Origin of the sequence: Rosenbergiella gaditana, from assembly GCF_018494065.1 — a bacterium.
Taxonomy (GTDB): Bacteria; Pseudomonadota; Gammaproteobacteria; order Enterobacterales; family Enterobacteriaceae; genus Rosenbergiella; species Rosenbergiella gaditana.
The window spans coordinates 1-20,129 of the sequence record NZ_JABBFR010000028.1 but is presented as its reverse complement, the minus strand read 5'-3'; the positions used below and the strand labels follow the sequence as shown (position 1 = coordinate 20,129).

The window sequence follows — 20,129 nt, the reverse complement described above, 5'->3', positions numbered from 1 at the left end:
AGTCGGTGGAGTTGCATGATAAGGTCATCGGGTACTACCTCACGATAAAGCACTATCAATAAATTGGAGTCATTACCCGGATTTCTGCGCAGCGTGTACAGCGAAATTAAAGAGGGGGGAGGGGAATCGGCTATTAATCGTGAGGGAGAAGAATAGCCTCTTAAAATGAGGCCATTCTTACTCGGCGTCAGAGTTTAGTGCTGATCGCTTAAGGTTGCTACCATCAATGCTTTGATGCTGTGCATCCGGTTTTCGGCTTGATCAAACACAATACTGTGTGCCGATTCGAACACCTCATCAGTGACCTCGATGCCTTGAGGTAAATCGTATTGTTCGGCAATTTGTTTACCTACCACTGTTTCGGTATCGTGGAATGCGGGTAAGCAGTGTAGGAACTTAACCTGAGGATTGCCCGTTGCGGTAATCACCTGCTGATTCACTTGATAATCGCGCAATAGTGCAATACGTTCTTCCCAGACTGCTTTCGGTTCTCCCATGGAGACCCAAACGTCGGTATAAAGGAAATCAGCGCCGTTTACACCTTCTTCCACATTTTCCGTCAAGGTAATTGAGCCGCCATGTTGTGAGGCCAAGGTTTGACACTCTGCCACTAAATCTGCTTCTGGCCAACAGGCTTTAGGTGCGACCATTACTAACTGTAAACCCGTTAGTGCAGCGGCTTCCAATAAGGTATTACCCATATTGTTTTGTGCATCACCGAGATAGGCCAGTTTTATCTTATTCCATGGCGTATCCGGTAAATGTTCTTGCATCGTGAGTAAATCGGCCAGTAATTGAGTGGGATGAAACTCGGTGGTTAGGCCATTCCAAACAGGGACTTGTGCATAGTCAGCGAGAGTTTCAACAATAGATTGTCCATATCCACGATACTGGATACCGTCATACATTCTTCCCAGCACTCGTGCCGAATCTTTAATCGATTCTTTATGGCCAATCTGGCTGCCACTTGCACCAAGATAGGTGACCCGGGCACCTTGATCGTAAGCGGCGACTTCAAAAGAGCAGCGGGTACGCGTCGAGTCTTTCTCAAAGATCAGCGCGATATTTTTACCGTCTAGATAGCGTTGCTCGGTTCCCTGCTTTTTTGCGCGTTTTAAGTCTGCGGCAAGTATCAGAAGTTGCGCTAACTCTTGCTGGGAACAATCGAGCAATCGTAGAATCGACCGCTGGTACAGTGAAGACATGACGAACTCCCTAATATTGAATTGATATTCAATTTATATGACTAAGAATTCACTTTCAACTTATTTCGATGATTATCGGTTTAGGGAGTAGTGCCAAAGCGCGGTGTGTGGGAAAATAGCATGATTATTCCAGCGTGTAGCGAAAGAGGTTTTGTATGTCCAGTGAAGAATTATTAGCAGAGCAACGTGAAGAAACGTTAGCGATTATCGAAGAGTTACTGGAAGACGGCAGCGATCCAGATGCGCTTTATACCATTGAACATCACTTTTCATGTGATAGCTTTGACGCACTTGAGAAAGCCGCAGTCGACGCATTTAAAGCGGGTTACGAAGTGACCGAGCCTGAAGAGTTAGAACTTGAAGATGGCACCACAGTCATGTGTGTGGATATTATCAGCGAATCAGCGTTAAACCCTGAATTGATCGATGCGCAAGTTGTACAGCTTGTCTCGATTGCCGGTAAGCATAATGTTGATTACGACGGTTGGGGCACTTACTTCGAAGATCCTGATGCGCAAGACGAAGAAGATGGTGAACACGACGCTATCGACGAAGACGATAATGGTGTTCGCCATTAATGACTTGAACACAGCAGCAGGGTCTGCTGTGTTTTTCTCGGCTAACAAGATGCTATGAATACCCAAACCTTACTGCAACCGATTCAACATTTCCTCTACTGTCAGACCCCAGAAGCTTGGATCATTGAAGCGCGTAAACCGGAAAATTTACCGCTGCTCTTAACGGATCATCTCGTCTGTGAACTCAAAGCGGCTCTCACTGCAACATGGCTCATCCGCAAATATGTGGCGGATAAACCCAGTGGCGAAGCGATTCTCGATTGGCTCAAACCCTATGAAGCGTTCGTTTACCGTGAGATGCCCGATCCTGATTTTATCCGTGCGCACAAGGGGCTGAGTCGCCCGGTCACCACCGCCACTGACTACGCGTGGGCAGGGGAGCTGGTGGAAAAGATGATGTTATTGATCAAAGAAGAGCTACATCACTTTTACCAAGTATGGGAAATTATGCAGCAGCGGGGGATCGCCTACCAAAAGATGACCGCCAGTCGCTATGCAAAATCGCTAATGCGTGAGGTGACCACTCACGAGCCGATGACGCTGGTGGATAAACTCATTTGTGGTGCCTACATTGAAGCGCGGTCATGCGAACGCTTTGCAGCGTTGGCTCCTTATTTAGACCCGGAGTTAGAAAAGTTTTATACCTCGCTACTCCGCTCTGAAGCACGCCATTATCAAGACTATCTGCACTTAGCCCAGCAGATCGCCGATTTCGATATCTCAGCACGGGTGCAAGCGATAGGTCGAGCCGAGGCTATATTGATTACGTCCCCAGACCCTGAATTACGTTTTCACAGTGGATGCCCTATCTACCTGTAGTGAAGAGATCGCCACGATGGGTTGGCATCGTGGCGATCAAGATTAAGAGACATGTTTCAAAAACGTCTGCAGTCGCTCACAACCTTGTCCTTCGTTTAGCAGTTGTTGCGGTAAGCCATCTTCTGCAATGGTGCCACCATCAATAAAAATTAAGCGAGAGGCCACATCGCGGGCAAAACCAATCTCGTGTGTCACTATGACCATAGTCATCCCTTCTTCGGCGAGAGACTGCATCACTTGTAAGACCTCATGCCTCAGTTCTGGATCGAGCGCAGAAGTCGGTTCATCAAACAGCATCATTTTGGGTTTTATCGCTAAGGCTCGAGCAATGGCAACACGTTGTTGTTGTCCCCCTGAAAGCTCAGCAGGGTAGTGATGCGCGCGACTGCTCAATCCCACCCGTTCAAGCAATTCAAGCGCTAGGCGTTTTGCTTCGCTTTTACTGCTGTGGCGAACACGTAAAGGACCAAACATGACATTCTCTAACGCGGTAAGGTGAGGGAATAGATGAAATTGCTGAAAAACCATCCCTGCTTCGCGGCGAATATCACACTCATTAAGGTGTGGGTCAGTCATATGCATTCCGGCGACGATCAGGGTGCCGGAGCTAATCTCTTCCAGTTTATTGATACAGCGTAGTAGCGTCGATTTACCGGATCCGGAAGGACCGATAATGACGACAACTTCTCCACTTTCTATTTGTAGAGAGATATCATGCAAGACTTCAGTTTTACCGAATTGCTTAGAGACGTTTTGAAATTCCACCATATTCATAAGATATGCATCCTTTTCTCTAGAACTTTCAGTAAGAAACTTAAACAGAGTGTCACCACCAAATAGAGTGCGGCGACGGCTGTCCACACTTCTAAGGCGCGAAAGTTACCGGCAATAATTTCTTGCCCTTCTCGGGTGAGTTCTGCGACGCCAATAACAATAAATAACGAAGTATCTTTGATACTGATAATCCATTGGTTGCCTAAGGCCGGGATCATCCTGCGCAGAGCTAAGGGCATGATGATGTGCCACAGTGTTGTCCGGGAGGAAAGGCCCATGGCTAAGCCTGCTTCTTTAAAGCCTTTATTGATGGAAAGGATTGCGCCACGAGTAATTTCAGCGATATACGCACCAGAGTTAATCATAATGGTAACGACCGCTGCGGTGATGGGTTCAATTCTGATTGGTAGCAGCAGCGGCAGTGCGAAATAGATAAACATGACTTGCACCATGATTGGGGTGCCACGGATCAATTCGACGAAAATCAGTGAAAGGGTTTTACTGATACGGCCGCCTAAAGCGCGCGCAATACCTGCAATAAGGCCGATGATAAAGCCACCACATAGACCGACTAAAGAGATAAAAAGGGTAAGTTTAAGTCCCTGTAATAGAATGGGGATAGCTTGCCACACATAAGTAACATCAAAATTCATAAGCGGTGTCCGTCAACAATATCAAAAAGGTTGGCCAGGATCGCTGGCCAACAATACTACTTAGGCGCTTTATCAAACCACTTTTTATAAATTTTCGCGTAAGTACCATCCGCTTTAAGTGCGGCGAGCGCTTTATTCACTTGCGCGGTATAAGGGCTATTTTTCTGTAAGGCGAAACCATATTGTTGAGGTAAGACGCTATCATCCTGGCCGGTGGCTTTGATGTTGCCATTTCCTGATACCTTGATGTAATACATTACGTTAGGGGAATCATGAACCACCGCATCGATATTTCCTGCTTGTAAATCAAGATAAGCATTATCAATATTTGGGAACTCAACATAATCGGCCTTAACATGGGCTTTCATATAGGTTGCCCCAGAGGTTCCCTGTTTCAGTCCCACTTTTTTACCGGCTAAATCACTAAATTTAGTGATACCCGTTGCACTGCTTTTAACCGCCATCAGTAAGTCAGCATCATAATAGGGCGCACTAAAATCGACGGCTTGAGCACGCACTGGGGTAATAGTGATCCCTGCCATCGCAACATCCAAATTACGAGACTGTAGACCCGGAATCAGTCCAGAGAAATCCATAGGTTGTAAACGGTAATCTACGCCCATTTTTTTGGCAATCGCGTCCCACAGGTCGACATCAAAGCCTACATATTTGTCTGCTTGTTTAAATTCAAAGGGAACAAAAGCGGTATCGACGCCGACATTAATCGTCTCCTTCGCTAACACGCTGGCACTGAATAACGTCGAGAGTAATGTTAAACCTACACTTATTTTCTTGATGGTCGTAAACATGTCTATTTCCTTTAAGGGTGTTAACGAGAGCTTGCATACTTCTAATAAGCAAAAGCTATGCCAAAGTAAAAATTGAGCGCATCGGCTCTCCGAAATAAACCATTAAAAATGGAGTAATAGGCGTTATGCATGGATTTGGAGGCTAGAGGGGTATTTATTGAGGCTTTAGGTTGAATTAAGACAAAAATAGGCTGAGAAAAGTTGAGGGATGATGTTTTTTTCACCTTTGTCATTGGGGGCGGTGACTGATCATTCCAAAATGATGCATGTCGATACTCCTTCTCCTCCTTTTAGGGCAAGCTGTCGTGTTAACAGTAGTGACGCCTTACTTCACAAAGATTCAAGCGCGATAACCACCCACTCTCAAAACCTTATTTCAGCGGTTCGCAATATAACTGCCGGAATCGAATAAATATTTTTCTGACTTCTCAATACTCTGCACTGCAGGTTCACCGTGTTTGGCGACTAAGCTTGCCAATAAGGCCTCAGCGATTGCCATACCTGACACCACAGAGGGGAAGAAGGAAGCACTGTCGATCGAAAAGAGCAGCGTACAGTCAGCGACTTGTGCCAGAGGTGAGGAGGGAGAGTCTGTGATGGCAACAATTTTGGCGCCCACCTGTTGGGCAGTCTCTAGGATCTGTAGCGTTTCTCGTGAATAAGGAGAAAAACTGACCAGTAACACACTGTCCTGATCGGTTAATTCACGCGTAAAGATTTGCTGACTATTTGCAAGGTTATCGATCAAGGTTACCCGCTGCTGAAAGAGCCGATAAACATAATAGATTGACCAAGCAATCGAGAAACTGGCGCGAAAACCGCAGACATAGACTTGCTGAGCATCGTCCAGTAATGCGACAGCGCGCTGCAAAGCGTCTTGATTCAACGCTTGTGTATCTTCTAACGAGTTACCAAGGGTCGAGAACACGGCATCATACGCCGACTCTTGTTGTAAATTCTGCTGTAAGCGCACCGCTCGGCTAGCATAACTGCTACGCGTTAGCTTTAACGAATAGATAAATTCTGCTTTTAATGCTTCCCAGCCTTCGTAGCCGAGTTTTTTTGCTAATCGCGACAGGGTAGCGGGTTTGAGATCGGCATTATGCGCAATCGTCCGCATCGAGATCAATGCGACATCATTGATATTTTCCAAGACGAAAGCTGCTGCTCGCTGGAGTTCAGGAGTGAGGGCAGGATAGTGATCAATGATGAGTTTGCGAAGGTCCATACATAAGCCTCAGTAGAATCGCGGTCGAGCAAAGAAAAGCCGGGACGATGCCCGGCTATTTACGAGTCATTTATCGATTAGAGTGCTGCAATCACGCCCTGTTGCTCGATAATTTTCGCTTTAGAGTGCTCTAAATCGGCTAAACGCTCACGCTCTTTGGCCACAACGGCTTCAGGCGCTCGCGCAACAAATCCTTCATTTCCAAGCTTAGTCGCGATTTTTTCGATCTCGACGTCGACTTTACCCAGTTCTTTCGCCAGACGCTCTAATTCAACGTCTTTATTGATCAAGCCAGCCATCGGGATTAAGAGCTCCGCACCCTCAACCAGTTTATTGACCGAAACAGGTGCTTTATCTTCAACGTTGAGCAGGGTGATACTCTCTAGCTTCGCTAAACGCTTCAAGAAGTTAAGGTTCGCCGACACACGACGTTCAACTTCTGACGTTGCACCACGCAGTAATAACTCCAGCGGCTTACTTGGCGAGATATTCATTTCAGCGCGGATGTTACGTACGGCAATGATCGCTTGTTTAATCCACTCGATATCGCTCTGCGCTTGAGCATCTTCTTTCTCAGCGGACCATTCAGGGAAGGCTTGCAGCATCAGCGTATCATCGGTAATCCCTTTCAGCACTTTGACGCGCTGCCAGATGGTTTCCGTGATAAATGGAATGATCGGGTGTGCTAGGCGTAACAAGGCTTCGAGCACGGTCACCAATGTATTACGTGTACCTCGGAGCTCAGCTTCAGTTCCGCTATTCATCACCGGTTTTGTTAACTCTAAATACCAGTCACAGAATTGGTTCCAGGTGAAATCGTACAGCAAGTTAGCGGCGATATCGAAACGGTAGGTGTCTAACGCTTCGCGATAGGCTTTGACCGTACGGTTAAACTCACTACGGATCCAACGGTCAGCAAGGGAAAGCACTTGTTCCCCACCTTGGAAACCACAATCTTGCTCTTCGGTATTCATCAGAACAAAGCGGCTGGCATTCCATAACTTATTACAGAAGTTACGGTAACCTTCCAGTCGTTTCATATCCCAGTTGATATCACGCCCAGTCGAGGCTAACGCCGCTAAGGTAAAGCGCAGGGCATCCGTTCCTGAAGGCTCAATACCGTTCGGAAATTGCTTCTCAGTACGTTTACGGATTTTCTCAGCCAATTGTGGCTGCATCATGTTTCCGGTACGTTTCTCAAGCAGCGCTTCCAACGAAATACCGTCCACCATATCTAAAGGATCGATAACATTCCCTTTAGATTTAGACATTTTTTGACCTTCTTCATCACGAATTAGGCCAGTCATGTAGACGGTTTTAAACGGAACTTGCGGCTTACCTTGCTCATCTTTCATGAAGTGCATGGTCAGCATGATCATGCGAGCAATCCAGAAGAAAATAATGTCGAAGCCACTGACGATAACGTTGGTCGGGTGGAAAGTGCGCAGCGCGTCGGTGTTTTCCGGCCAGCCTAACGTAGAGAAGGTCCACAGCCCTGAGGAGAACCAAGTATCGAGAACGTCTTCATCTTGGGTCAGAACGATGTTGTCGGCAAGGTTATGTTCGCGACGAACTTCTTCTTCGTTACGACCTACGTAGACATGTCCACTTTCGTCGTACCACGCTGGGATACGATGCCCCCACCAAAGCTGGCGTGAGATACACCAGTCTTGAATATCACGCATCCACGAGTAGTACATATTTTCGTACTGTTTTGGGACAAATTGGATATCGCCATTTTCAACCGCTTCAACCGCGACTTTTGCCAGGGGTGCCGTACGGACATACCATTGGTCAGTCAGCATAGGTTCAATGACGACGCCACCGCGGTCTCCATAAGGGACCGTTAAGTCGTGAGGCTTAATCTCTTCCAATAACCCTAACTCTTCAACCGCCGCGACGATGGCTTTCCGTGCAGCGAAACGCTCCAGTCCAGCGAAGGCTGCAGGAATATCGCTCGAGTAGGCATCAGACTCTTCGCCATTAGTATCAAATACTTGTGCCTGTTGGCGAATATCGCCATCAAAGGTCAAGATATTGATCATTGGTAGCTTATGGCGACGCCCCACTTCATAGTCATTAAAGTCATGCGCAGGCGTGATCTTCACGCAACCCGTCCCTTTGGTCATGTCCGCATGCTCATCACCGAGAATAGGGATGCGACGGTTTATCAATGGCAGAACCAGTTCTTTACCGATCAAGTCAGCATAACGGGGATCTTCAGGGTTAACGGCAACGCCCGTATCACCCAGTAAGGTTTCTGGACGGGTAGTCGCGACGACAATATAGTCTTTTCCATCCGCGGTTTTTACCCCATCGGCAAGCGGATAGCGGATATGCCACATTGAACCTTTCGATTCACGGTTTTCGACCTCTAGGTCAGAAATCGCTGTACGGAGTTTAGGATCCCAGTTGACTAGGCGCTTACCACGGTAAATCAGGTTCTCGTTGTACAGGCGAACAAAGACTTCTTTTACTGCATTGGAAAGCCCATCATCCATGGTGAAGCGTTCACGTTCCCAATCGACAGAGTTACCGAGACGGCGCATCTGATTGGTAATGTTGCCCCCTGATTCCGCTTTCCACTGCCAAATTTTATCAATGAACGCATCACGGCCATAATCTTGGCGGGTTTTGCCTTCTTCTGCAGCGATCTTGCGCTCAACGACCATCTGGGTTGCGATACCAGCATGGTCGGTACCTGCTTGCCATAAGGTATTTTTACCTTGCATACGCTGGTAGCGCACTAGGGTATCCATGATGGTTTGTTGGAAAGCATGCCCCATATGTAAGCTGCCGGTGACATTCGGCGGTGGGATCATGATGCAATAGCTCTCTTTACTGAGGTCGCCATGCGGTTTGAAGTAGCCTTGCTTTTCCCAGTGCTCATAAAGCGGCTGTTCGATCTCTTGCGGGTTATATGTTTTTTCCATAGGAATTATGCCGATGCTGCCGTTACAGTATTCAATTGAAATCCAGCACTGCGATACGCTTTATAACGATCACGGGCCAGTTGTTTTAGGGTGTTATCTTCAGGGACGAAGTCTACCACTTCATAGAATCCGGTGGCAAAGTCTGCGAAGTGGGGGAGTAAACTAATTAGTAAGTCGCGGGCGCTGCTTCCCCGTTTCTGTGGCCAAGCCAGCTCAACCGGTGCTCCCTGACGAGGTCCTTCACCCGCTAAATTATGCGGAACGAACGCTTCTGCAGGACGTTGCCAGAGCGCTTCATCCACACGTAAGGCTTGCGCTTCATCAATACAGGCGATGAGGATTCGTTTACCTTCACGCCAAAATTGCGCGGCGAGATCGCAGGCCGCTATTTCAGCTGCACTAAGCGACTGATCAGCAGAGTCTGCAGGAAGCAGGTAAAACGTCGCATTTTTCATATTAGCCTGTTAACCATAAGAATGAGAGAAGGAACCCGGTTAGGGCTCCTTACTTTAGTCGGTACGGATTACTCTTCTGGGGTCAAGCCTGCGCGATTCAGTAAGAACTGAGAAAGGAGAGGAACCGGTCGACCGGTGGCGCCTTTCGCCTTACCTGAACGCCATGCCGTACCCGCGATATCCAGATGCGCCCAATTATACTTACGCGTAAAGCGCGATAGGTAACAGCCCGCGGTGATTGCGCCGCCAGCCCGTCCACCGATGTTGGCGATATCGGCAAAATTAGACTCAAGCTGTTCTTGGTACTCATCGGCCAGCGGTAAACGCCATGCACGATCGCCCGCTTGTTCGGATGCACTCACTAATTCATGAGCCAGTGGGTTATGGTTAGAGAGTAAACCACTGATATGATGGCCCAGTGCCACAACACAAGCCCCCGTTAAGGTCGCCACATCGATGACCAGTTCAGGATCGAAGCGTTCAACATAGGTCAGGACATCGCAGAGGACAAGGCGGCCTTCGGCATCGGTATTTAAGACTTCGACGGTTTGACCCGACATGGTCGTTAGAATATCCCCTGGGCGCAGTGAGCGTCCGTCAGGCATATTTTCACAACCCGCTAGGATCCCCACCACATTCAGAGGTAGCTTCAGCTCAGCCACCATACGCATCACGCCATAAACGGTGGCCGCACCACACATATCGTATTTCATTTCATCCATGGCTTCGCCTGGCTTAATTGAAATACCGCCGGAGTCGAAGGTTAACCCTTTACCGACTAACACTATCGGGCGGCTGTCAGCATCTGGGTGGCCTTTATACTCAATGACCGACATTAAGGATTCAAAGTGCGATCCAGCACCCACCGCGAGATAGGCATTCATGCCCAACTCTTTCATCTGCTGCTCGCCAATCACACGGGTGGAGATATGGCTGCTGTTCGCATCGGCTAATTGACGGGCTTGTGAGGCAAGGTAAGCCGGGTTACAGATATTCGGTGGCATGTTGCCAAGGTCTTTCGCGGCTTGTACACCCGCCGCAATGGCTAAACCATGCTGGATAGCGCGCTCACCACTGGTTAATTCACGGCGAGTCGGTACGTTGAAGACCAATTTACGCAGCGGGCGGCGTGGCTCAATACGGTTACTTTTTAATTGGTCAAAAGAGTAAAGTGACTCTTTCGCAGTCTCAACGGCTTGACGCACCTTCCAATAATTATTCCGGCCTTTGACATGCAATTCGGTTAAAAAGCATACCGCTTCCATCGAACCCGTTTCATTCAAGGTACTGATGGTCTTTTGAATAATTTGTTTGTACTGGCGTTCGTCGAGCTCACGTTCTTTGCCACAACCGATCAATAAGATACGCTCGGAAAGTACATTAGGAACGTGATGGAGGAGTAGCGTTTGACCTACTTTACCTTCAAGCTCGCCACGACGTAGTAGCGCGCTGATGTATCCATCGCTGATTTTATCTAGTTGTTCCGCGATCGGGGATAACCGACGAGGTTCGAAAACCCCAACGACGATGCAGGCACTGCGTTGTTTCTCTGGGCTACCGCTTTTTACACTGAACTCCATGTATTCTCCTGAATCTTAAAGACAACGACCTTGACAGTTAATTAACATACATAACGGCTTAAGTGTATAATGACCGTCAGTGCTCAACTTTATGCTATTGTCGTTTATATTGAAGGGTGAGTAAGCAGAAGCCCTCACCACTGATGCTTATGGTGTATGATACACTGTAACAGCAAAAATGTGTTGATGAAGAAAACCGGCAAACAAGCGTTGAAATTATCGACTTTCCTGCAAAAAGACAAGTTTTCACAGGCGTATTTAGCGTGATAATAATCAGATATTTGGTTCGTGAGACGCTTAAGAGTCAATTAGCGATTCTCTTTATCCTGTTACTAATCTTCTTTTGTCAGAAGTTAGTACGTATTTTAGGGGCTGCCGTCGACGGTGACACCCCTGCAGACTTGATTCTAACGCTTTTAGGCTTGGGTGTACCAGAAATGGCACAGCTCATCCTACCGTTAAGCCTCTTTCTCGCCATCTTAATGACGTTAGGTAAACTGTATACGGACAGCGAAATTGCCGTGATGCACGCCTGCGGATTAGGAAAAAGTGTATTGGTCAAAGCGGCATTGATCTTAATGCTATTGACTTCCGCCGTTGCAGCGATAAATGTGATTTGGGCGGGTCCTTGGTCGGCGCGCTATCAAGATCAAATTATGCAAAATGCGCAAGCGAATCCAGGGAGTGCTGCACTGGCTGCCGGTCAGTTCCGTCCTTCGAGTGACGGAAGTTTTGTTCTATTTATTGATAACGCTCGCGGCAATCACTTTAGCGACGTCTTCTTGGCACAGCTTCATCCACGGAATAACACGCGGCCCTCCATAGTGGTAGCGGATCGTGGACATATGGTGCAGCAAAAAGATGGTAGCCAAGTGATCTCTCTCGATAACGGTACTCGCTTCGAAGGCACAGCCATGCTGCGTGATTTCAGGATCACCGACTTTACCCAGTACCGTGCTTACGTGGGCTACAAAGAGTCAGTGCTTGACCCCAATGATGCCGATGAGGCCTCGTTTACCACGCTGTGGCAGAGTAATACGCCGCAGTTTAGGGCTGAATTACATTGGCGCTTAACCTTAATATTCTCGGTCTTGGCCATGGCGCTTATGGTCGTACCGCTAAGCGAGGTGAACCCTCGTCAAGGTCGGGTACTGTCGATGCTACCGGCTATCTTCCTTTACCTTATTTTCTTCCTGATACAGAGCTCGTTTAGAACCAATGCCAGTAAAGGAAGGTTAGACCCGGCGATATGGATGTGGGGTGTGAATATTCTCTATTTAGGCTTAGCGATAGTCTTAAACGCATGGGATACTTTACCTATCCGTCGGCTACGCGCGAAGATTAGCCGCAAAGGAGTCGCATAATGTTTGGCGTATTAGACCGCTATATCGGTAAAACAATCTTTAATACCATTATGACGACACTGTTTTTGTTAGTATCGTTGTCCGGCATTATTAAATTCGTCGAGCAGTTAAGAAAAACCGGTAAAGGCGCTTATAGCGTATGGGATGCGGGTTACTTCACTCTGCTAAGCGTTCCCACTGACTTAGAGCTATTTTTCCCGATGGCGGCATTACTCGGCGCCTTATTAGGCTTAGGGAATTTGGCTCAACGCAGTGAGCTCGTGGTGATGCAAGCCGCGGGTTTCACGCGCTTACAAGTTGCTGCATCGGTGATGAAAACCGCTATCCCGTTAGTCTTTTTATCCATGGCAGTCGGTGAGTTCTTAGCACCCGCCGGCGACCAACTGGCGCATAACTACCGTTCAGAACAGATTGATGGCAGTTCACTACTTGCGGCGCAGGGGGGGTTATGGGCGAAGGATGGTAATGATTTTATTTTTATCCAAAAATTACAAGATGAGCGTCATTTAAACGGCGTGACGGTCTACCATTTTAACGATCAACGCCGGCTTGAAAGTGTTCGTTATGCGGCAAGCGCTCAGTGGGATAAGCATCGTAAAGAGTGGAATTTATCGCAAATTGATGAATCGAATCTCTCTAATCCCGAGCAGATCACCGGTAGTCAAGAAGTGAGCAGTATTTGGAAAACCGCGTTAACCCCCGATAAATTACAAGTGGTGGCGCTGGATCCCGATTCGTTATCGATTCGTGGGTTGCATGACTATATTCAATATCTCGACCAAACTGGGCAGAAATCAGCTATTTATCGTCTGAACATGTGGAGCAAAATTGTACAACCTTTATCGGTTGCGGTGATGATGCTGATGGCGCTCTCCTTTATTTTTGGTCCTTTACGCAGTGTCTCTATGGGGCAGCGTGTAGTAACGGGCATAAGCTTTGGTTTTGTCTTTTATGTATTAGATAAAATCTTTGGTCAGTTAAGCTTAGTGAAAGGTTTACCGCCAGTATTTGGTGCTATCGTGCCGAGTGCCGTGTTTCTCGCGTTAAGTTTGGTGTTATTGATCAAACGAAAATAGTGAAAACGAAGCCCCGTCATCACGGGGCTTTTTTTACTGCGGGGATTAAAGTAGCCGAATCAACCAAGGCAATTGCGACAGAGCAAAAAGCACTAATCCAATTAATCCTCCCACCACCGTACCGTTGATACGAATAAACTGTAGATCCTTACCAATATTCATCTCGATCTGTTCCACCAACAGTTTATCATCCCAACCCTTAATGGTGTCGCTGATATGACGCGTTAATAAACGCGCGCTCTCTGGACCGACCGTGCGGACAGTCTGTTCAATGTGTTGATTAAACGCGTGACGGAGTTGCGGATCCTGACTTAGCGTCTCTCCCATCCATCCGGCGGCCCGTTGCAATTGTGTACCAATACGTGAATCCTCGTGATCTAAATCGTTGTTTAACCAGCCACGAAGATCCTGCCAAATCTGGCCAATATAGAGGGCGAATTGCTCATCTTCTTTTAACCAATTCTTCATGCGCATCATACGTTCAGTCATCTTAGGATCACGTTGCAGACTATGAATAAAGAGTCTCACGGCCCGATTAAACGCACGGCGTAGCTGATGGTCCGGATCGCGCGCGACCTCTACTAAAATTTGGTCAGTCAAATGTGCCACTTTCACCGCCCCTTTTTCTCCTAGCCACTCGCTTGAGACCACACGCGAAATAGTCGGATATTCCCGCTGAAACCAGGCACTGATTTGGCTGGCGACAAATTGGCGGGTCTTTGGTTTTTCCAGCAGTTTAACCACTTGCCGTATTACGGTATCAAGCACTGCTTGGTGGCGATTTTCACGGGTTAAGCTCTCCAGTAAAATGATGGCACTGTGTCGAAAATCCACCTGATCAATCGCGCGGTTTACCGCTTGGCGAATGAACCGGTTAATTGCGTCGTCATGACTGGCGGTCAATAATCCGCGCAGCACTGTTTTTAAGGCTTGTGCAAAACGTTGCTGGTTAGCGGGTAATGAAAGCCAATCGGCCATCTTTTGTGAGAGATCGTGCTGCTTGACCAAGCGTGAAAGGGCTTCAGCGTTTAAGAAACGTTCTTCGACAAATGCCCCTAAATTATCGGCGATACGCTGTTTATTACGCGGGATAATCGCGGTATGTCGACTGATAAAGGGAATGGGGATCCGGTGAAACAGCGCACTGACCGCAAACCAGTCAGCCAAGCCACCCACCATGGCCGCCTCGGCGACGGACTTAAGGGCTTGCGAACCCAATGTGGGGGGCAGGAATAGATTGAGAATAAAGAGTCCGGTCGCACAAAGCAGAAGGGATAGGGCGATTCGCTTAGTACGACGGAGTGCATGAGATTTTTGCATAGCACCTGCTTAGTCGATGAGCGGTGGCAACCGGTCGGCTGCCACCTGAAAAATAACCTACTTACGACCTCCGAACAGACTCCCTAACACTCCACGAAGGATCTGGTTCGCGACTTGTCGGCCTGCACTTTTGGCCATCCCTTGAACGACACCGTCATGGCGTCCGCCACGCGGCCCGGTGTAACCGAACAGGACTTTTTTCACTTCATCCATGATACCGCCTTCTTCTTTGGCTTCAGATCGTGGCGCTGATGCACTAGACGACTGCTGGGCATCACTGTTCGCAACGCCTTTTTGGAGCATTTCGAAGGCTGATTCTCGATCGACCGCCTCATCATATTTACCGTACAGCGGCGAATGATTAATCAGGCCATTACGTTCATCACTGGTCAGTGGTCCCATACGTGAACCCGGCGCAATCACCATGGCGCGCTGCACGACGCTTGGACTGCCTTTTTCATCAAGAAATGAAATAAGCGCTTCACCTGTCGCGAGGGATTGAATCGCTTCTTCAGTATCAAACTCAGGGTTCGCCCGCATGGTGTTTGCCGCCGCTTTAACGGCTTTCTGATCGCGAGGGGTGAAGGCACGTAGGGCATGCTGCACCCGATTACCGAGTTGTCCTAAGATATTATCGGGAATATCGGACGGGCTTTGGCTGACAAAGTAGACCCCGACGCCTTTTGAACGGATCAGGCGCATCACTTGCTCAATCTTCTCAAGCAGGACGTCTGGGGCACCATTGAAGAGTAGGTGTGCTTCATCGAAGAAGAACACGAGTTTCGGCTTCTCGACATCACCCACCTCAGGCAGCTGCTCGTAGAGTTCAGAGAGCATCCACAACAAGCTGGTGGCGTAGAGTTTAGGCATTTGATAGAGCTTTTCTGAGGCAAGAATATTGATGACGCCTTTGCCTTGATCGTCGGTCCGCATCCAATCTTTAATGTCCAGCATAGGCTCGCCAAAAAAGTATTCAGCGCCTTGTTGCTCTAAACTTAATAATCCTCGCTGGATGGCCCCGACCGACGCACTATTGATATTGCCGTATTCAGTCGTAAACGATTTCGCGTTATCCCCAACGTACTGTGTTAACGCACGCAGATCTTTAAAATCGAGCAGTAATAGTCCTTGCTCATCGGCAATACGAAAGATGATATTAAGGACACCGGTTTGGATCTCGTTAAGGTTAAGCAAGCGAGCAAGCAGTAAAGGACCTAAGTCGGTCACCGTTGCACGAACGGGGTGACCTTTCTCACCGAAGATATCCCAAAAAACGGCCGGATTAGTAACGGGCTGCCAGTCAGTGACCCCAATCGCCTCTAACCGTTTGGTGAGTTTTTCTGAAGCTTTGCCTCCTGTTGCCACCCCGCTTAGATCGCCTTTCACATCAGCCATAAAGACGGGAACACCAATTGATGAAAAGGACTCAGCGAGTTTTTGCAGGGTAACGGTTTTGCCTGTCCCCGTCGCGCCAGTAATTAACCCGTGGCGGTTGGCGAGGGCAGGTGGTAAATCGAGAGATAGCTCTTTAGTGCATGCAATACGGAGCGGTTCTGTCATAATTAGGATCTCATCCATGGACAAATCCTAAGCATGCAATGATCCCGAGGCAGGTGTCAATCAGTAGGGTCTTTAACCCCGGCTAATCAATGTAAATGTGTGGCGACATCGACAATGCCATTGATCACAAATTGAATGCCCATACAGACGAGCAAAAAGCCCATTAAGCGAGATAAGGCTTCGATACCCCCTTTACCGACTAACCGCATGATCGAACCGGAACAGCGCAGCGCCAGCCAGAGCATGATCGCCACCAGTAAGAAGCAGATGACTGGGGCAACGGTGAGGATCCACGCCGGGTAATCGATACCTGATCTAACCGAGGCCGCAGTACTGATAATGACGGCAATGGTCCCTGGGCCTGCCGTACCTGGCATGGCGATGGGAACGAAAGCGATATTCACCGTCTGTTGTTGATGAGTGGTGGCATCAAGCTCATCTTGTTTATGCTGGACTTCAGGGCCTTCATGCACCTGCTGCACCGGGAATAGCATCCTAAAGCCAATAAAAGCGACAATCATCCCCCCTGCAATACGCAAGCCTGGAATCGAGATCCCAAAGGTGTTTAATACCGCACTGCCCGCAAACCAAGTGATCAGCATAATAAGAAAAATATAGATCGCAGCCTGTAGGGCTTGTCGATTACGCTGCTGAAAATTCATTTCATCTGCGAGGCTGAGGAACATCGCCACCGCGGTTAATGGATTGGCTAAAGGGAGTAATATCAGCAATCCCCAACCGATGGCATTGAGAAGCGTCATCATGGTATGCCCTTAACGAAATGACTTTAGCAGTCAGGGTAGAGAGAGCCAAGAGGGGTTGCAATGAGGCAAAACAAGATTTAGCACAAAAGGCCTGTTCGGAGATGGCGAGCGTTATGCTCGCCAATGGACTGTTACATACCGAGGTATTTTTTACCCTGGTCTAATACTACGCTGCAAGCTTTAGTTTTTAGCTTTTTACCCATTTGGGTATTGCTCAGCGATTTCAGGTCAATTTTTTGGTTATTAGCGGTTGTTAGCAACCCTTGCAACCCTTGTAAGTAACCATTTTCTTGCCCAGACCCTGCTGCTTGCGTCGATTGGGTAGCGGTATCGGTTAACCCCAATTTACTTTTTAACTGGTCAGCCACTGAGCTGACATTGTTATCGACAATATTGTTTTTCGCACAATACTGCAGAATACCGGTAACATTCGACATGCTGTTTGCACTGATAGCGCTATTTCCACCGCCTAACAGCTGTGTAATGGAGCCGAGTGATAAGCCACTGTTGGCAGTAGTGCTGGTTTGGCTATTACCGGAGTTATTCATTAAGTCAGAAGCGGTGCTGCTAAGCTTGTCTTGCCAGCTGGCTGCTTGCGCAAAAGAGGTGAAAGTCGCGGCGGCAAAGCCTAGTGCCAGAAGAGTTTTAGATGGAGAACGCATAATGTTGCCTCATTGCAGTCGATAGGAAGTCCAATAATGATTAGGGATGTTGTAGCAAATTAAGTTCAGAATTTCTAACCTAAGCCTAGCCCTATCGGAATTATCTGTCTAATCGCCCTGCAATAAGACTAGATGAAAGACAATTAGCCGTTTTTTTCAGCAATCAAACATCACTCGGCGTTAATTCACTTGCGCGCGCTGGTCAGGTGGGTATAATCGGCCACGTTTACACATCCCCTTCAGTGCCGAAGTGGCGAAATCGGTAGACGCAGTTGATTCAAAATCAACCGCCCTTTGGGTGTGCCGGTTCAAGTCCGGCCTTCGGCACCAAATAGTACAAAATCGACGTCTATTGACGTCTTTTTTTGTCTCTAAAATCCAGCAGTTACGCTGTTTCCCCCCTGTTATATGTCTCTTGACGTCCACTCACATCTATCCACATATACCAACAAATGATGGTATAACTGGTGGTATCTTCGGTTCGATTGATTTTGATACCAACAATGGAGGTATCAACTGATGGCGCTCACTGATATCAAAGTTCGAACAACCAAACCCTCAGATAAACCCTTTAAACTGACTGATGGTCAGGGTATGCACCTGCTAATCAACCCCAATGGCTCAAAATACTGGCGTTTACAGTATCGCTTTGATGGTAAGCAAAAGATTCTGGCATTAGGTGTTTATCCAACGGTCACACTTGGCGAAGCTCGTAGAAAAAGAGATGAAGCCAAAAAGTTGGTATCTGTTGGTATCGATCCCTCAGAAAAGAAAAAATCCGACAAGATTGAACAAAGTGAAGCATTTACATTTGAAGCTATAGCGAGAGAATGGCATACCGCATGTAATCGGAGATGGTCTCCTTCTCACAGCGAACGAGTTCTTAAAAGTCTTGAAGACAACCTTTTCTCCTCAATAGGTAAGAGAAAAATTGTTGAGCTTAAAACAAAGGATCTACTCGTTCCGATCAAGGTCGTTGAGGCTTCAGGGCGTCTGGAAGTAGCAGCACGCCTGCAACAGCGAACCACCGCGATAATGCGATATGCGGTCCAGAATGGTTTAATTGACTACAACCCAGCTCAGGAGATGTCTGGGGCTATTGCAGTAGCAAAACGAACCCACAGACCAGCTTTACCTTTTGATCGCTTCTCTGAACTCCTTCAACGCATTGATAGTTTTAAAGGCAGGAAACTAACCAAACTAGCGGTGAAGCTCACATTGCTGATTTTCATTCGCTCTAGCGAACTCAGGTTTGCAAGATGGTCAGAGATTGATTTAGACAATGCTATGTGGACGATCCCAGCAGAACGTGAACCATTACCCGGAGTGAAGCACTCACACCGTGGGTCAAAAATGCGAACACCACATCTTGTCCCATTAAGCCGTCAAGCCTTAGAAGTCCTTGAAGCGATCAGAGAAATCAGCGGTGGATATGATCTGATTTTTATCGGTGATCACAACCCTGGAAAACCGATGAGCGAAAACACGGTGAACAAGGCTTTAAGATCTATGGGATATGACACGTCTACCGAGGTGTGTGGACACGGTTTCCGTGCGATGGCTTGTAGTGCATTAATTGAAGCCGGTTTTTGGTCTAAGGATGCGGTTGAGCGTCAGATGAGCCATCAAGAAAGAAACTCTGTCAGGGCCGCCTATATACATAAAGCTGAACATCTTGATGAACGCCGTCTGATGGTTCAGTGGTGGGCAGATTATCTTGATGCTTTGAGGACGCGAGCGGTTTCTCCCTTTGACTTCAAAAAAGAGTAAATTCCAAACCTGCTGAAAAGTATCTATTGCTGATACCTCAACAACCTTCCTAAGTTTCGATGATTGTTGGGGTATCTTTCTTATTTAAGCTCTGGCTAATATATTGCTTCTGAATTTTGCCTATTTTCAGGAGGGAAAATGCAAAACTGGAAGCCAGAGCATACCAAAGAGATCAAAGCGTGGTTGAACATTGATACTTATCGTAAATTTGAGGAAGTGTCGTTGTTGCTTTTGTATCATGAACTCTGGGCAAGAACACTGTTCTTCAAGACTAATCGAGAAGGTTTTGAGCAAAAGGCATTTCTAAATTACCAACAGCAAATATTCAACGGTGATCCTTTCTTAATTGAAGAGGAAAGGCTAGGTTATTTAAATATGGAGCATCAATTGCTCGATCCTCCACATTTCCTATTGACTAATACAGAAGAAATAGCCCTGTGGAGTATTGTGGCAATGAAACGTGGAATGTTTTTCTGGAAGGGAGGAGATGATTACGAAATTAGGTAATGACTCCAATTTATTGATAGTGCTTTATCGTGAGGTAGTACCCGATGACCTTATCATGCAACTCCACCGACT

General features: G+C 47.5%; 18 protein-coding genes and 1 tRNA gene. 7 read left to right on the top strand and 12 right to left on the bottom strand.

The window, feature by feature from the left end:
- Window positions 1-194 precede the first annotated feature (194 nt).
- The gene (gene argF, locus HH682_RS14295; RefSeq protein ID WP_214238193.1) at window positions 195-1,205 is read right to left on the bottom strand and encodes an ornithine carbamoyltransferase; all 1,011 of its coding nucleotides are present in this window, start codon (window positions 1,203-1,205) and stop codon (window positions 195-197) included.
- Window positions 1,206-1,360: 155 nt separating this feature from the next.
- Here argF and rraB point away from each other — a divergent pair, with 155 nt between their 5' ends.
- Together rraB and miaE are read left to right on the top strand one after the other, a co-directional pair.
- Entirely contained in the window at window positions 1,361-1,783 is a 423-nt protein-coding gene (rraB, locus tag HH682_RS14290) for a ribonuclease E inhibitor RraB (RefSeq protein WP_214238192.1), read from the top strand.
- 54 nt (window positions 1,784-1,837) lie between these two features.
- On the top strand, window positions 1,838-2,602 hold the full coding sequence (gene miaE / locus HH682_RS14285) for a tRNA isopentenyl-2-thiomethyl-A-37 hydroxylase MiaE (RefSeq protein WP_214238191.1): 765 nt from the start codon (window positions 1,838-1,840) through the stop codon (window positions 2,600-2,602).
- Between the two features lie 42 nt (window positions 2,603-2,644).
- Here miaE and glnQ read toward each other — a convergent pair whose 3' ends face one another.
- The 7 genes from glnQ to pepA form a co-directional block, all read right to left on the bottom strand.
- Window positions 2,645-3,370: a glutamine ABC transporter ATP-binding protein GlnQ gene (glnQ, locus tag HH682_RS14280; protein WP_214238195.1), complete on the bottom strand. Its 726-nt coding sequence runs from the start codon at window positions 3,368-3,370 to the stop codon at window positions 2,645-2,647.
- Window positions 3,371-3,372: 2 nt separating this feature from the next.
- Window positions 3,373-4,029, bottom strand: coding sequence for a glutamine ABC transporter permease GlnP (gene glnP / locus HH682_RS14275; RefSeq protein ID WP_214238190.1), 657 nt, complete (start codon window positions 4,027-4,029; stop codon window positions 3,373-3,375).
- A 56-nt stretch (window positions 4,030-4,085) separates the two neighbouring features.
- A complete protein-coding gene (glnH, locus tag HH682_RS14270) occupies window positions 4,086-4,838 on the bottom strand; it encodes a glutamine ABC transporter substrate-binding protein GlnH (RefSeq protein WP_214238189.1) in 753 nt (250 codons plus the stop codon).
- 376 nt (window positions 4,839-5,214) lie between these two features.
- On the bottom strand, window positions 5,215-6,066 hold the full coding sequence (locus HH682_RS14265) for a MurR/RpiR family transcriptional regulator (protein WP_214238188.1): 852 nt from the start codon (window positions 6,064-6,066) through the stop codon (window positions 5,215-5,217).
- 77 nt (window positions 6,067-6,143) lie between these two features.
- Window positions 6,144-8,999, bottom strand: a complete 2,856-nt coding sequence (locus HH682_RS14260; RefSeq protein WP_214238187.1) for a valine--tRNA ligase — start codon at window positions 8,997-8,999, stop codon at window positions 6,144-6,146.
- 5 nt (window positions 9,000-9,004) lie between these two features.
- Window positions 9,005-9,454, bottom strand: a complete 450-nt coding sequence (locus tag HH682_RS14255; RefSeq protein WP_214238186.1) for a DNA polymerase III subunit chi — start codon at window positions 9,452-9,454, stop codon at window positions 9,005-9,007.
- Between the two features lie 68 nt (window positions 9,455-9,522).
- Complete coding sequence (gene pepA, locus HH682_RS14250) at window positions 9,523-11,034, bottom strand: leucyl aminopeptidase (protein WP_214238185.1); 1,512 nt, start codon at window positions 11,032-11,034, stop codon at window positions 9,523-9,525.
- Between the two features lie 263 nt (window positions 11,035-11,297).
- Between pepA and lptF the strand changes: the two genes are divergently transcribed.
- Both lptF and lptG read left to right on the top strand, forming a co-directional pair.
- On the top strand, window positions 11,298-12,398 hold the full coding sequence (gene lptF / locus HH682_RS14245; protein WP_214238184.1) for an LPS export ABC transporter permease LptF: 1,101 nt from the start codon (window positions 11,298-11,300) through the stop codon (window positions 12,396-12,398).
- A complete protein-coding gene (gene lptG, locus HH682_RS14240) occupies window positions 12,398-13,474 on the top strand; it encodes an LPS export ABC transporter permease LptG (RefSeq protein WP_214238183.1) in 1,077 nt (358 codons plus the stop codon). Before lptF ends, lptG begins: the two co-directional genes overlap by 1 nt.
- Window positions 13,475-13,519: 45 nt before the next feature.
- Here the strand turns inward: lptG and HH682_RS14235 are convergent, their stop codons facing one another.
- The 4 genes from HH682_RS14235 to HH682_RS14220 form a co-directional block, all read right to left on the bottom strand.
- Window positions 13,520-14,794, bottom strand: coding sequence for a DUF445 domain-containing protein (locus tag HH682_RS14235; protein ID WP_214238182.1), 1,275 nt, complete (start codon window positions 14,792-14,794; stop codon window positions 13,520-13,522).
- 57 nt (window positions 14,795-14,851) lie between these two features.
- Window positions 14,852-16,354 carry a helicase HerA-like C-terminal domain-containing protein gene (locus tag HH682_RS14230; protein WP_214238194.1) on the bottom strand — a complete coding sequence of 501 codons (1,503 nt, stop codon included), beginning with the start codon at window positions 16,352-16,354 and terminating at the stop codon, window positions 14,852-14,854.
- 86 nt (window positions 16,355-16,440) lie between these two features.
- Window positions 16,441-17,118: a MarC family NAAT transporter gene (locus tag HH682_RS14225; protein ID WP_214238181.1), complete on the bottom strand. Its 678-nt coding sequence runs from the start codon at window positions 17,116-17,118 to the stop codon at window positions 16,441-16,443.
- A 131-nt stretch (window positions 17,119-17,249) separates the two neighbouring features.
- Window positions 17,250-17,780: a YjjA family protein gene (locus HH682_RS14220; protein WP_214238180.1), complete on the bottom strand. Its 531-nt coding sequence runs from the start codon at window positions 17,778-17,780 to the stop codon at window positions 17,250-17,252.
- A 244-nt stretch (window positions 17,781-18,024) separates the two neighbouring features.
- On the opposite strand from HH682_RS14220, the gene HH682_RS14215 reads away from it, so the two are divergent.
- The 3 genes from HH682_RS14215 (at window position 18,025) to HH682_RS14205 (ending at window position 20,057) form a co-directional block, all read left to right on the top strand.
- Window positions 18,025-18,110 (top strand) — tRNA-Leu (locus HH682_RS14215).
- 189 nt (window positions 18,111-18,299) lie between these two features.
- Window positions 18,300-19,550 (top strand): tyrosine-type recombinase/integrase, encoded by a 1,251-nt coding sequence (locus HH682_RS14210; RefSeq protein WP_214238179.1) that lies wholly within the window; start codon window positions 18,300-18,302, stop codon window positions 19,548-19,550.
- A 138-nt stretch (window positions 19,551-19,688) separates the two neighbouring features.
- Entirely contained in the window at window positions 19,689-20,057 is a 369-nt protein-coding gene (locus HH682_RS14205) for a DUF6387 family protein (RefSeq protein WP_214238178.1), read from the top strand.
- The last annotated feature ends 72 nt before the right edge of the window (window positions 20,058-20,129 follow it).